Genomic DNA, 13,603 nt, shown 5'->3' with positions numbered 1-13,603 from the left:
TATCGTGTCGGACAGTGCGCGCCGGGGTCGGCGCGCGGTTCTTCCGCGCCGTTTTTCCGTTTGCCTTCTTCATGCGCCGACTTCCGCCCCTGCACGCGCTGCAGATCTTCTCGACGGTGGCCCGCCACCGCAGCTTCACGCGCGCGGCCGAGCAGCTGTGCATCACGCAGGGCGCGGTAAGCCGGCAGATCCAGACGCTCGAGGCGCATTACGGTTTCCCGTTGTTCAAGCGGCATGCGAAGGGCCTCACGCTGACGGCGGAGGGCGAGCAGTTGCTGCCGGTGGTCAACGAGAGCTTCGCGCGGATCGAGGATATTTCGATGCGGCTCACGCGGCAGCGCACCGATCTCGCGCTGAAGGTGCCGACCTGCGTGATGCGCTGGATGCTGCCGCGCATCATGCGCTTCCAGGGCGAGCATCCCGATCTCCATGTGCAGATCACGACCGCGTGGCAGCACGTCGTCGATTTCTCGACGGAGCCGTTCGATGCGGCCGTTGTCTACGGCACGTCGCCGGGCGCCGGCGTGTTCGCGCTGCCGCTGTTCGACGAGCGGCTGACGCCCGTCTGCGCGCCCGAATTGCGGCAGACGTCGCCGCTCGACGCGGTCGGCGATCTCGCGCGCCATACGTTGCTGCATCCGACGCGTGACCACCGCGACTGGCGCGCGTGGCTCGATCACGCCGGCGAGCGCGGCGTCGATCCCGCGCGCGGGCCGACGTTCGACACGCTCGATCTCGCGACGAACGCGGCGATGCAGGGCTTCGGCGTCGCGATCGGCGACGTGACGCTCGTCGACGACGACGTCAGCGCGCGCCGGCTGGAGCGTCCGTTCGACATCGTGCTCGAGACGGGCGCGCGCTATTTCTTCGTCTATCCCGAGAACCTCGGCAACCAGCAGAAGATCCGCGCGTTCAGCGACTGGATCGCGCGCCATCGCGATTGACCGGCGATCACGCAGCTACGCCGAACCGGCGCGCGGAATCCGCTGGATCCCGCGCCGGCGGACGGCTTTACTGGTACGTCACGACGGCGATCATCGGCGCGTGGTTGTTGCCCGGACGGTTCGGTAAAACGATTGCGCGCGAGGCCTGGGTAAAGGTCGTGGTCTTGATGGCCTGCTGGCTCGCCGCGTCGACGAACGCGATCTGGCCGGAGGCCGGGCGCGGACAGTCAGGACGGACCTGCCCGCGAGCGACATCGGCCGTATCGACCGCGAACGAGCAGGGTGGCTCGACGATCATGCCGGAAAAATAGATGGTGCCGGACGCGCCGGCGGCGAAGGACGAGGAAGTGGCCAGAAGCGAAGCAGCCAGGACGAACGAGGCGGCGATAGGGCGATGCTTCATGACAGGCTCCAGAGAGGAAGCGCGTCGCAGCGGGGCCGCTCGGGTGGCAGTCCGTCTAACGCTGCGATGCTGTATGCGTAAACGGCAAAACCATCGAAACTCTTGAGTGGAAAATTGCAAATTTGGGATAACAACAAACGATTTCGTATTGCTGAATTCAATCTATGCCTGATTTGCGAGATATCAAATCAGGGTAATGCCGGTGCTGTACGCTCGACTGGAAAGCGGACGTCCGATGCGGGTCGTCCCGACAGGTCGTTGCGAAGTCAACGAGTTTACGAATCGTGGAAATGATGCGCAGGTGAATATCGGCGATCCAAAAGAAAACGGCCGCTCGTTTCCGAGCGGCCGTTTTGTGTTGAAGCCGAAGGTGCGCCGTTCAGGCCGTGCGCTTGCGTACCGCGCCGACGACCACGAGCAGCACGATCGCGCCGATGATCGACGCGATCCAGCCCGCGCCCTGGCCCGGTGCGTACCAGCCGGCCGCGCGGCCGACGTAGCCGGCGAGCAGCGAGCCGACGATGCCGAGCACGATGGTCATCAGGATCCCCATCTTGTCGTCGCCGGGCTTGAGCGCGCGGGCGAGGAGGCCGACGATGAGCCCGACGACCAGGGTTTCGATGAATTGCAGCATGAACGCCTCCCTATTGCGGTTGAGCTGTTGACGAAAGGAAGTTGACCCGTGCGGCGCACAAGGGTTCCATGCGCGGCAGGGCGGCGCGTGGCGTGCGGAGTATCGCACGCCGGCGCGGCGCGCAGATGTCAGGCCGCCGGCGCGCCCGCCACCGGGTCGAGACGGCGATAGCCTTCGGTCGCGTTCAGCAGCGTGCGCGTGTAGTCGCGCGCCACCCGCCCGGCGCGTACGTCCTCGACCCGCAGCTGTTCGACGATCTCGCCATGCTGCATCACCGCGACGCGCTGGCACAGGAAGCCGATCACCGCGAGGTTGTGGCTGACGAGGATCATCGTCAGGTTGCGTTCGCGATGCAGGCGGCGCAGCAGGTTCAGGATCTCCGCCTGCACCGACACGTCGAGCGCCGACGTCGGCTCGTCGAGCAGCAGCACGCGCGGCTCGACGATCAGCGCGCGCGCGATCGCGACGCGCTGTCGCTGGCCGCCCGACAGCTGGTGCGGATAGCGGAACCGGAACGCGGGGCCGAGGCCGACCTCGGACAGCGCGCGGGCGATGCGCGCATCGGTGTCGCCGATGCCATGGATCGACAGCGGCTCGCGCAGCGTCTGGTCGACCGTGAAGCGCGGATGCAGTGACGCGTACGGATCCTGGAACACCATCTGCACGTGACGGCGAAAGGCGCGATCGGGCGTGCCGCCCACCGGCCGTCCGTCGATCGACAGGCTGCCGGACGCGAGCGGCACGAGGCCCGTCAGCGCGCGCAGCAGCGTCGACTTGCCGGAACCCGATTCGCCGACGAGCCCGAACACCTCGCCGTCGCGCACCGCGAAGCTCGCATCGCGCACGGCGTCGACGTGACCCGTGCGGGTCGGGAAACGGATCGATGCGTGATCGACGTCGATCATCGTGCGGCCTCCTGTCGATCGGCGGGCGTGCCGGCGTGCGGCGTGGGCTCGAGCCACGCCGGATCGCGCTGCAGCACGGGCAGTTCGTCCGGCGGGTTTGCGAGCGGCGGGTTCGCCGCGAGCAGCCCGCGCGTATAGGGATGGGATGCGTCGCGCAGGTCGCGCGCGGCGCAGGTTTCGACCACGCGGCCCGCGTACATCACCGCGACGCGATCGCAGAACGACATCACGAGCGGCAGGTCGTGGCTGATGAACATCAGGCCCGTGTCGTGTCGCGCGATCATCGCGTCGAGCACCGCGAGCACCTGCATCGACACGGCGACGTCGAGCGCGGAAGTCGGCTCGTCGGCGATCAGCAGGCGCGGGCCGGTCGACACCATCATCGCGATCATCACGCGCTGGCCCATGCCGCCCGACAGCTCGTGCGGATACGCATCGGCGACGCGTGCGGGGTCGCGGATCTGCACGGCCGCGAGCGCGTCGACGATCCGTTCGCGCAGCGCGCGGCCGCGCAGGCCCGGCTCGTGCAGCCGGAACGCCTCGCCCATCTGCTTCGCGACCGTCATCACCGGGTTCAGCGAATATTTCGGATCCTGCAGGATCATGCCCATCTGGCTGCCGCACAGCCGCCGGCGTTCGCCCGGCGACATCGCGAGCAGGTCGTGGCCCGCGAAGCGCATCGTGCGGGCCGACCAGCGCGCGGCGTCGGGCAGCAGGCCGAGCAGTGCGCGGCCCGTCAGCGACTTGCCCGAGCCCGATTCGCCGACGATGCCGAGCCGTTCGCCGGGCGCGAGCGTCAGCGACAGGTCGCGCACGGCGTCGGTGACGGTGCCGTCATGGCCGCGAAAGCCGATCTTCAGGCCGTCGATCTCGCAGAGCGGCGCGGACGAGGGGGCGGGATTCATGGGCATGTCACGCTCCATGGCGGGGATCGAAGACGTCGCGCAGCCCGTCGCCGAGCAGGTTGAACGCAAGGCTCACGAGCAGGATCGCGCAGCCGGGCAGCGTCGCGACCCACCACGCGTCGAGCAGCACGTTGCGGCCCGACGCGACCATGAAGCCCCATTCGGGGCTCGGCGGCTGCGCGCCGAGGCCGAGGAAGCCGAGGCCCGCGACGGTCAGGATGATGCCGGCCATGTCGAGCGTCGCGCGCACGATCACCGACGACATGCACAGCGGCATGATGTAGCGCAGCAGGATGCGCGGGCCCGACGCACCCTGCAGGCGCGCGGCGTGGATGAAGTCGGCCTGCGCGATGCGGATCGTCTCGGCGCGCGCGAGCCGCGCATACGCGGGCCACGCGGTGATCGAGATCGCGACGACCGCGTTGATCACGCCCGGCCCGAGCGCGGCGGCGAACGCGAGCGCGAGCACGATCTTCGGGAACGCGAGCGCGATGTCGGTGATGCGCATCAGCACGCTGTCGACGAAGCCGCCGCAGTAGCCGGCCGTCGTGCCGATCAGGAGGCCGATCGGCACGACGATCACGACGACGAGGATGGCGATGCCGAGCGTGAGGCGCGAACCGGCGATCAGCCGCGAAAGGATGTCGCGGCCGAGCTGGTCGGTGCCGAGCCAGTGCGACGGCGAGCCGGGCGGCAGCAGCCGGTCGGACAGCACCTGGCGCAGCGGGTCGTGCGGCATGATCAGCGGGCCGACGATCGCGACGACGATCAGCGCGACGAGAATCGCGAGCCCGAACAGGTTGAGCGGATTCGCGGCGAAACGACGCCAGCGCCGGTACGCGAGGCCGAGTGCGGCCTGCGAGCGCGATGCGGGCGCGTCGGAGAGCAGCCACGTACGCAGGGTGAGACGCTCGGCATTCATGACTGGACGACCTTCGGCATGGGCGATGAAAGAAGCAGGGTGGAAGCGGTCATGTCGGGTCGGCCCTCAGCGCGCACGCGGATCGAACACGCGGTACAGCGCGTCGGTCAGCAGGTTGACGGTGATGAACATCGCGCCGATCACGAGCGTCGCGCCGAGCACCGCGTTCATGTCGGCGTTCAGCAGCGCGCCGGTCAGGTACGAGCCGAGCCCGGGCCACGCGAACACGATCTCGGTCAGCACCGAGCCTTCGAGCAGGTTGCTGTACGTGAGCGCGATCACGGTGAGCAGCGGCACCATGATGTTGCCGAATGCATGCCGCCAGATCACGCGCCGTTCCGACAAGCCCTTCGCGCGTGCGGTGACGATGTATTCCTGGCTCAGCTGGTCGAGCATGAACGAGCGCGTCATCCGGCTCAGGTACGCGACCGAGTAGTAGCCGAGGATCGCGGCCGGCAGCGCGATGTGCGACACCGCGTTGCGGAACACGTCCCACTCGCCCGCGAGCGCCGCGTCGATCAGCAGGCTGCCCGTGCGCGTGTCGACCATCCCGTCGTACGCGGGATCGAGCCGGCCGGGCCCGCCGACCCAGTGCAGCCGCGCGTAGAACAGCAGCAGCCCCATCAGCCCGAGCCAGAACACCGGCACCGAATTGCCGATCAGCCCGACGAAGCGCGCGACGTGGTCGATCGGCCGGTTGTGCTTGACGGCGGCCGCGACGCCGAGCGGCACGCCGATCGCGATGCCGATCAGCGTCGCGATCGTCGCCAGTTCGAGCGTGGCCGGGAACACGCGCCTGATGTCGTCGAGCACGGGGTTCGCGGTCAGCAGCGACATGCCGAGATTGCCGTGCAGCACGTCGCGCGCATAGATCAGGAATTGCGTGGCGAGCGGCTTGTCGAGGCCGAGCGCGATGCGTTCGGCCGCGTACGCGTCGGCCGACGCGCGATCGCCGAGGATCGCGAGCACGGGGTCGATCGGCACCTTGCGGCCGATCACGAACGTCAGCGCGAGCAGCCCCGCGAACGTGACGGCGAGCGTGAGCGCCCAGCGCAGCACGCGCAGCGCCCAGCGCACGGCCGGGCGTCGCGCGGGCAGCGTGCGCAGTGCTTCGAGGGAGGAGGCGGGAGTCGACATGCGGCGAATCTTATTGCTTCTTCAGGTTGCGGTACGACACGAGATCGTTGATCGGCCCGACGTCGAGCCCGCTCACGCCGGGCCGCGTCGCAACCTGCGCGACTTTCTCGAACATGATCACGAACGGCGAGCGCGCGAGCATCTCCTTCTGCATCGCCTGATACCGTTGCGCACGTTTCGCGGCGGTCGGTTCGGCGAGCGCGGCGTCGGTTTCCTTCGTCAGTTGCGGGATGTCCCAGCTGTTGCGCCAGGCCAGCATTTTATAGCTCGACTTGTCGGAATTGTCCGGGTTCCATGCAAAACCCTGCGCGTTGCTGTGCGGGTCGATGTAGTCGGCCGACCATTCGCCGATGTAGATGTCGTGCTGGCGCGCGCGGTATTTCGCGAGCGTCTGCTTGTTGTCGCCGGGAATCAGCTGCACCTTGATGCCGGCCTGCGCGAAGTTGGCCTGCACGGCCTGCGCGATTTCGGTGTACGGATAGTCGTTGCGCACGTCCATCGTCACCGAAAAACCGTTCGGCACGCCGGCCTTCGCGAGCAGCGCCTTCGCCTTCGCGACGTCGAGCTTGTAGGGGTTCGCGTTCAGCGTGCCGAGGAAGCCTTCGGGCAGGAAGGTCTGGTGCACCTTGTAGGTCGTCTTCACCACGTTGGCCTGGATGCCCGCATAGTCGACCAGCCACTTCAGTGCTTCCTGCACGTCGGGTTTCGCGAGCGTCGGGTTCTTCGTGTTCAGGCCGAGATACAGCAGCGTCGCCTGCGGCGAGGCCGACACCTTCGCCTTGCCGGATTTCACGACCGACGCCAGATCGTCGGGGCTCAGGTCGCGCGCCGCGTCGACGTCGCCGTTTTCCAGCAACAGGCGCTGGCTGGCTGCTTCGGGCACGTGGCGCAGCACGATGCGCTTCATCGCGAGCGGCAGACGGTAGCCCTCGAAGCGTTGCAGCACGACGCTGTCGCCGGCCGTCCATTTCACGAGCTTGTAGCCGCCGGAGCCGGCTTCGTTGGTCTTCAGCCAGGCGTTGCCGAAGTCATTGCCCTGCTGGTGCGCCAGCAGCAGCTTCTTGTCGACCACCGAGGCGGGCCACGAGCCGAGCACGTTCAGCACGAAGGTCGGAGCGTACTTCTGGTCGGTCGTGACCGATACCGTCAGGTCGTCGAGCTTCTTCACGTTGGCGACGACGTTCGCCTTCGTGAGCCCGATGCCGGTCAGCACGGCGGCCGGGCCCTTGTCGAGCAGCACCGCGCGCTGGATCGACCACGCGACGTCGTCGGCCGTCAGCGGATTGCCCGAGTGGAACTTGAGGCCGGGGCGCAGCTTGAACGTGTAGGTCAGCCCGTCGGTGCTCACCGTCCATGACTGGGCGACGTCGCCGTTGAATTTCGACGGGTCGCGCAGGTCGACGCGCACCAGGCGGTCGTACGTGTTCGCGACGTATTCCTCCGGCACCAGCTCGTAGATCTCGCCCGGATCCAGCGTCGTGAATTCGTCGAGCAGCGTCGCCATCACGAACATGTCTTTCGGCGTTTCCGCACGCGCGGCGGAAAGCGGAACGGCGGCGAGAACGGACGCGGCGGCCAGCGCCGCGACGCGCCGGGACGTCAGCAATTTCATGTGCGCTCCATCGGTTGTCGAACGTGAACGGGAAGGGGGACGTGCATCACATCAGGTGCCACGGGCCGCTGTCCGCATTGTCGATTTGCGGCAGCGCGCGCGAGCCCGGCAATTCGTAGTGCCACCACTCGCTGTCGATGTGCGCGAAGCCGGCCGCGTGCATCACGCCGAGCAGCAGCAGGCGGTTGCGTTGCACCGCTTCGGGCAACCCCGCGTGGAAGTGACCGGAGGCGGCGACCATCTCGTCGAAGCCGGTGCCCATGTCGAGCGGCGCGCCATCCGCGCCGACGAGCGTCAGGTCGAGCGCGGTGCCGCGGCTGTGATTCGAGCCGCGCCCGAGATCGGCGATGAAGTTCGGGTCGGGCAGGAAGTCCCACAGCACCTGCAGCGCCTGCGGCGGCCGGTACGCGTCGTAGATGCGCAGCGTGAAGCCGGCTTGCGCCGCGATGTTCACCGCGCGGCGCAGCGCGGCTTCGGCCGGCGCCAGCAGCAGGCAGTGCGCGCGGCGGTAGATCGGCCTGCCGGTCAGGTTGCGGTCGGTCGCGTAGACGAGATCGATGTCGACGCGATGCGTGGCGGACGTGATTTCAACGAGGCGGTGAGCGTTCATCGGCGGTTCGGAAGGCACTCGCATTCAGGATTCGAATTGATCGAACGTGCGCTGCAGTTCGCGGTTGCGCGCGACGCGCCGGTCGATCGCGGGGCCGAGGCGGTCGACCACGGCCGTGATCAGCAGGTTGAACAGGCAGGTGAGCGGCGCGAGCGAATCCCAGAACTGGCCGACGTCGGTCTTCACCTGCAGCAGGTCGGCCGGCCAGTCGCGCGCCCACGGGCACGAGAGATCGGTAACCAGCGCGAACGGCTGCCCGCGCTCGGCGGCCGCCTGGCAATAGCGGCGCGCGCTGCGCGAATACGCGCGTGTATCGGTGACGATGCAGTACGGCCGCTCGAATTCGGAGTTCAGCGAATCGACGTACGAGCCCGACTGGCCGTCCGAATAGAACACGCGCGGGCGCAGGTACTCGAGGTAGCTGCTGAACGCGTTGCTGATCCCGCGCGTCGACTGGATGCCGAGGATGAACACGGCGTCCGCCTGCGCGATCCGGTCGGCCACCTGCGCGAACACCGGGCCTTCGGCGAGCCGGTACACGTGGCGGATCGCATCGAGCTCGCGCTCGAGCGACGACGCGAGCGGGCCTTCACTGTCGTTGCCGCCGGCTCCGGCCGGTGGCGTGCCGGCGACGCGGCGGTATTCGTCGAGCCGGTCGGTGATCATCCACGGGCGGTCGCCGCCGCCGCGCAGTTCGCGCTTCAGGTCGTCGAGGTTGCGGTAGCCGACGCTGCGCAGGAAGCGCCCGACCGAGATGCCGCTGGTGCCGGCCTGCTGCGCGATCTGGTCGGCCGTCTCGAGCCCGAGCCGGTCGAGGTTCGCGAGCATGTAGCTCGCGATGCGCTTGGCGGTCGGCGTCAGCTCGGCATAGCGGGATTCGACGGTACGGGCAAACGCGCAGGTCATCGGCTGTTAGATCGTTGTCGTCTGGTGATCGAATGTCATCCATCTAACAAAGCCAAAATCATCTGCGCCAGCGGATAAAAACTATGGTTTGAGGATAGGCGATAGGGGCGGAAGGGGGCGTGAGCGGGGCGGTGGATTATTCCTGTCAGGCATATTTTGCGTTTATGCCTGTCAGGAATAATTTGCGTTTATGCCTGACGGAAATACCCGACACCGACGGTTGAATTTCTCCCCTCATTTGCTCCGACCGGTTCGCCTGCGTCCCGCATCCTCAATCATTACAAAGTTAAAGCGAATCAGATTAACTCATTAATTCAGGTTAATAATTCATTTAATTTTTAGATGAATATGGATTTAACTTGCGTCACGGGATGTTCGATTTTCGATAATCCGAAAAACGGCATGTGTTCCGTCAATTGAAATTCGCTCAATCGCAGGCATGAAGAGGAAATCATGACGAATCTTTCTCGACGCAAGATGCTGGCTGGAACGGCCGGCGCCATTGCCGCGGCGGGTATCGCCGTATCGGCCAAGGCGGCCTCGTTCGGTAATCCGGACCGCCCGCCGGAAGGCGCGGTGAATGCACGCAACCGCCAGAGCCTGACCGACCCGGGGCCCCAGAACCCGGCAATCGCCAATCAATTCCCGTCCTTTCAGGACCCGCCGGCTACCGATATCAACGGGATGCCATTATTCTGGGCGTCATTCAATAACGCCCATAAACGCATTCAAAATGGCGGATGGGCGCGTGAAGTCACGCAGGACGATTTTGCGATTTCCGAAACCATTTCCGGCGTCAACATGCGCCTCACACGCGGCGGCATTCGCGAGATGCACTGGCACCAGCAGGCCGAGTGGGCCATCATGCTCGACGGCCGCTGCCGGATCACGGTACTCGACGAACTCGGCAGGCCATCGGTGCAGGACGTGAAGACCGGCGATCTCTGGTATTTCCCGCCCGGCCTGCCGCATTCGCTGCAGGGCCTCGGCACCGATGGCGCCGAATTCCTGCTCGCGTTCGACAACGGCCGCGCGTCCGAATTCAACACGCTGCTGCTGACCGACTGGATCGCGCACACGCCGCCCGACGTGCTCGCGCTCAACTTCGGCGTGCCGGCCGACGCGTTCAGGAACATTCCGCTCGACAACCTGTGGATCTTCCAGGGCGACGAACCGGGCCCGCTCGCGCAAGCGCAGCGCGCGTCCGCGTCGTCGGCCGGTGCGCCGCCGCATCCGTTCATCTTCTCGCTCGGCGACATGAAGCCGGTCAGGAAGACCCGCGGCGGCGAAGTGCGGATCGCGGACAGCACGAACTTCACTGTGTCGACCACGGTCGCGGCGGCGCTCGTCACCGTGCATCCGGGCGGCATGCGCGAGCTGCACTGGCACCCGAACGCGGACGAATGGCAGTACTACCTGCAGGGCGACGCACGGATGACCGTGTTCGACACGGGGCCAAAGGCGCAGACGGCCGACTTCCGCGCGGGCGACGTCGGCTACGTGAAGAAGAGCCTGGGGCACTACGTGCAGAACACCGGCAGCACCGATCTGGTGTTCCTCGAGATCTTCAAGACCGACCGCTATGCGGAAGTGTCGCTGTCCGACTGGCTCGCGCATACACCGCCGCAGCTCGTCGAAGCGCACCTGAACGTCGCGCCGGACGTGATCGCGCAGTTTCCGCGCAACCGTCCCGACGTCGTGCCGCTGTAACGCCGCCGCCTCGGCCGGCAGGCGGCATGCCGGCCAAGGCGCCAGAAATTCAGGAATCCTTCCTCATTCGAACGGAACCTCATCATGATTCCCGTCACGAGCAAACGTGCCGGCGGCTTCGCGCTGCCGGAGCTGTCCACCGGGCACCCCGACGGCGCGGCGCGCGCCGCGCTGGAAGGGCGCCGCACCGGCGTCGCCGCGCTGCTGCCGTTCGTCGGCCCGGCCGTGATCGCGTCGATCGGCTACATGGATCCCGGCAACTTCGCGACCAACATCCAGGCCGGCGCCGCGTACGGCTACCGGCTGCTGTGGGTCGTGCTGGCCGCGAACGCGATCGCGATGCTGTTCCAGGCGATGTCCGCGAAGCTCGGCATCGTGACCGGCCGCAATCTCGCGGAGCTGTGCCGCGACCGCTTTCCCGCGCCGGTCGTGTGGGGCATGTGGGTCGCGTCCGAGATCGCCGCGATGGCGACCGACCTCGCCGAATTCCTCGGCGGCGCGCTCGCATTCGGGCTGTTGTGCCACCTGTCGCTGTTCGCGGGGATGATCGCGACGGCGCTCGCGACCGGCGCGATCCTCGCGCTCGAAAAGCGCGGCTTCCGGCCGCTGGAAGCCGCGATCGCGGCGCTGGTCGGCGTGATCGGCGCGTGTTATCTCGGCGAGCTGCTGATCGCGCCGCAGGACTGGCGTGCGGCCGCGTTCCACCTGGTCGTCCCGCAGATTCCGGATCACGCGGCGTTGACGATCGCGGTCGGGATCATCGGCGCGACGATCATGCCGCACACGCTGTATCTGCATTCGGGTCTCACGCAGGATCGCACCGCGCCGCGCGACGACACGGAGCGGCGGCGGCTCGTGCGCTTCTCGAATCGCGAAGTCGTCGTCGCGCTCGGGCTGGCCGGGTTCGTGAATCTCGCGATGGTGATGATGGCGTCGTCGGCGTTTCACGCGAGCGCGCCGGGCATGACCGACATCGGCGACGCGTATCACACGCTGATCCCGGTGCTCGGGCCGGCGGCCGGCGCGCTGTTTCTCGTCGCGCTGCTGACGTCGGGCGTATCGAGTTCGGTGGTCGGCACGATGGCCGGGCAGGTCGTGATGCAGGGTTTCATCCATCGCCGCGTGCCGGTCTGGGTGCGGCGCGCTGTGACGGTCGTGCCGGCGTTCGCGGTGGTCGCGCTCGGCTGCGACGTGACGCGCGCGATGGTCGCGAGCCAGGTCGTGCTGAGTTTCGTGCTGCCGCTGCCGATGATCGCGCTGCTGTTGCTGTCGGCGCGTGCGGACGTGATGGGTGCCTACGCGATGCGGCCGCCGCTGCGGATCGTCGCCGGTGCGGCGACGGTCGTGATCGTCGGGTTGAATGCGTACCTGGTGTGGGCGGCCTTCAATTGAACGGCCATGGGCCGGCAGCCTACTGCTGCATGTCGGGCGCCTCGCGAAGCCGCCAGATCACGTTGCATTGCTGGCCGCCGAGGCTCGTCGAGCGCAGCGTGATGACGGTGCCGGCCACGACCTGATACCAGAAATGCGCCATCAGCTCGGTGCCCTTGCGCTGCGCCCGCCCGTCGACCAGCACTTCGCACAGCAGCGGCGACGGCGAGCCGGATGGATGCGTGACGTAGACGTTCAACCGCGCGATGTCGCGGGTCGCGGTGAGCACGATTTCGTGGTTTCCGCTGCCGATCAGCATCGTGCCGCCGGGTTCGTCGATCGCCTGCAGGTAGGCGCCCGCGCTTTCCTCGATCGCGGCGGACACAACGGTCAGCCCGGCCGATTGCACGTAGCCGGTCGCCGCGATGCGCGCGGCAACCGTATCGGATTGCACCGGCGTGCCGTCCGACAGCGCGAACGGCATGCCGTCGCGCAGCGCGGCGTCGGTGTGGTTCGCGTAGTAGCGCCACCGGTCGAGGAAGCGGATATCGCCGGTCATGTGCAGCGCGCGGATCGGCTCGCCGTGATACCGGAGCGTCGTCGTGCCGGTGCTCGCATCGAACGCTTCGTGAATGCCGTACTTGCTGACGAAGTTCTGGACCGGATCGAGCAGCGCCGTTTGACCCTGAGCGCTCCACAGGTGCAGGAAGGTCGTATCGATTCCGAAGCATTCCTGGAAATCGGTGCCGATGCGGGCCATGCAGTCGCGCAGGTGGCTGGCGTAGCGTGCCCAGGCATCGGCGGTCCCGGCCACGAGCCCGGCCTGCAATGCGCCGCCGTGGCGTGCGGACACTTCGTCGACGACGAGACGCCAGTGATGGTCGCGCCGCTCGCCGATCAGCGGCGTGATGACGAACGTGCAGAACAGCGGGTCGGGGCATGCGTGGATCCGGTCGTCGCCGATCTGCGAGAACAGGTCGAACCCCGGCGCGCAGAACCAGATGTCGGCGTCGTACAGCGCGAGCTTGCGGATCTGCGGGTGGCGGGCGCAATACTCGGCGGCCTCGATGAAGCGGCCGACCGGCAGCGCATACGCGCCCGATGCTTCGATCACGTCGACCGCCTGGCTCGCGAGGATCTGCCGCTTGCGTTCGGAGAGGCCGTAGCCGATCACCGCGATCCGGCCGTCGTAGCCGGTGTGCCGCAGCGACAGCAGGAACGGTACGAGCATTTCGTACCACGCGCGGTTGTTGTCGTTGATCGCCACGCAGACCGCGTGCTCGCTCGAATGCATGTTCTTTCCCCGATGTGCGCGCCCGACGCAGTCGCCGACGTGGCGCTCGCAGACGACCGCGCCGCAGCCGCGGCTGTCGTGATACGCAATATGAAACGGCTTGTTGTCCCACCGCCACTGGAACACGGCCTGGTGCCATCGCCGGGACCCGCCGGCCGCCGCGGTGCCGGCCATTGTAGATCGCCGGCCGCCCCACGCCCAGGCGCCGGCGCGGCGGTGGCGCCGATTACCCGCGCGCCGGCAGGGCCGG

At 67.3% G+C, this 13,603-nt stretch carries 13 protein-coding genes; 3 read left to right on the top strand and 10 right to left on the bottom strand.

The genetic code is table 11. From position 1 onward, the window contains the following. The first annotated feature begins 71 nt into the window (after positions 1 to 71). Positions 72 to 944 (top strand): LysR substrate-binding domain-containing protein, encoded by an 873-nt coding sequence (locus CFB41_RS26145; RefSeq protein ID WP_089442238.1) that lies wholly within the window; start codon positions 72 to 74, stop codon positions 942 to 944. Between the two features lie 67 nt (positions 945 to 1,011). Here CFB41_RS26145 and CFB41_RS26140 read toward each other — a convergent pair whose 3' ends face one another. From CFB41_RS26140 to sapR, 9 genes are all read right to left on the bottom strand, one after another. Then, a complete protein-coding gene (locus CFB41_RS26140; RefSeq protein WP_089458446.1) occupies positions 1,012 to 1,347 on the bottom strand; it encodes a type 1 fimbrial protein in 336 nt (111 codons plus the stop codon). Positions 1,348 to 1,726: 379 nt separating this feature from the next. Then, positions 1,727 to 1,981 (bottom strand): GlsB/YeaQ/YmgE family stress response membrane protein, encoded by a 255-nt coding sequence (locus tag CFB41_RS26135; RefSeq protein ID WP_089442200.1) that lies wholly within the window; start codon positions 1,979 to 1,981, stop codon positions 1,727 to 1,729. 128 nt (positions 1,982 to 2,109) lie between these two features. After that, on the bottom strand, positions 2,110 to 2,886 hold the full coding sequence (locus tag CFB41_RS26130) for an ABC transporter ATP-binding protein (RefSeq protein WP_089442201.1): 777 nt from the start codon (positions 2,884 to 2,886) through the stop codon (positions 2,110 to 2,112). After that, entirely contained in the window at positions 2,883 to 3,797 is a 915-nt protein-coding gene (locus CFB41_RS26125; RefSeq protein WP_089458445.1) for an ABC transporter ATP-binding protein, read from the bottom strand. The genes CFB41_RS26130 and CFB41_RS26125 overlap by 4 nt, the downstream gene beginning before the upstream one ends. Position 3,798: 1 nt before the next feature. Continuing rightward, positions 3,799 to 4,713: a nickel transporter permease gene (nikC, locus tag CFB41_RS26120; RefSeq protein ID WP_089442203.1), complete on the bottom strand. Its 915-nt coding sequence runs from the start codon at positions 4,711 to 4,713 to the stop codon at positions 3,799 to 3,801. 66 nt (positions 4,714 to 4,779) lie between these two features. Next, the gene (locus CFB41_RS26115) at positions 4,780 to 5,850 is read right to left on the bottom strand and encodes an ABC transporter permease (RefSeq protein WP_089458444.1); all 1,071 of its coding nucleotides are present in this window, start codon (positions 5,848 to 5,850) and stop codon (positions 4,780 to 4,782) included. A 10-nt stretch (positions 5,851 to 5,860) separates the two neighbouring features. Beyond that, complete coding sequence (locus CFB41_RS26110) at positions 5,861 to 7,462, bottom strand: ABC transporter substrate-binding protein (RefSeq protein WP_089458443.1); 1,602 nt, start codon at positions 7,460 to 7,462, stop codon at positions 5,861 to 5,863. 46 nt (positions 7,463 to 7,508) lie between these two features. After that, entirely contained in the window at positions 7,509 to 8,072 is a 564-nt protein-coding gene (gene ddpX, locus CFB41_RS26105; protein WP_089458442.1) for a D-alanyl-D-alanine dipeptidase, read from the bottom strand. A gap of 24 nt (positions 8,073 to 8,096) precedes the next feature. Beyond that, positions 8,097 to 8,978, bottom strand: coding sequence for a sap1 transcriptional regulator SapR (sapR, locus tag CFB41_RS26100; protein ID WP_089458441.1), 882 nt, complete (start codon positions 8,976 to 8,978; stop codon positions 8,097 to 8,099). Positions 8,979 to 9,431: 453 nt separating this feature from the next. Between sapR and CFB41_RS26095 the strand changes: the two genes are divergently transcribed. Together CFB41_RS26095 and CFB41_RS26090 are read left to right on the top strand one after the other, a co-directional pair. Beyond that, positions 9,432 to 10,688 (top strand): oxalate decarboxylase family bicupin, encoded by a 1,257-nt coding sequence (locus CFB41_RS26095; RefSeq protein ID WP_089442208.1) that lies wholly within the window; start codon positions 9,432 to 9,434, stop codon positions 10,686 to 10,688. 84 nt (positions 10,689 to 10,772) lie between these two features. Next, on the top strand, positions 10,773 to 12,080 hold the full coding sequence (locus CFB41_RS26090; RefSeq protein WP_089458440.1) for an Nramp family divalent metal transporter: 1,308 nt from the start codon (positions 10,773 to 10,775) through the stop codon (positions 12,078 to 12,080). A gap of 19 nt (positions 12,081 to 12,099) precedes the next feature. Here CFB41_RS26090 and CFB41_RS26085 read toward each other — a convergent pair whose 3' ends face one another. Beyond that, a complete protein-coding gene (locus CFB41_RS26085; protein WP_256941195.1) occupies positions 12,100 to 13,527 on the bottom strand; it encodes a hypothetical protein in 1,428 nt (475 codons plus the stop codon). Positions 13,528 to 13,603: the final 76 nt, after the last annotated feature.

Source organism: Burkholderia sp. AU33803, from assembly GCF_002223095.1.
Taxonomy (GTDB): Bacteria; Pseudomonadota; Gammaproteobacteria; order Burkholderiales; family Burkholderiaceae; genus Burkholderia.
This window is presented reverse-complemented; position numbering and strand designations above follow the sequence as displayed.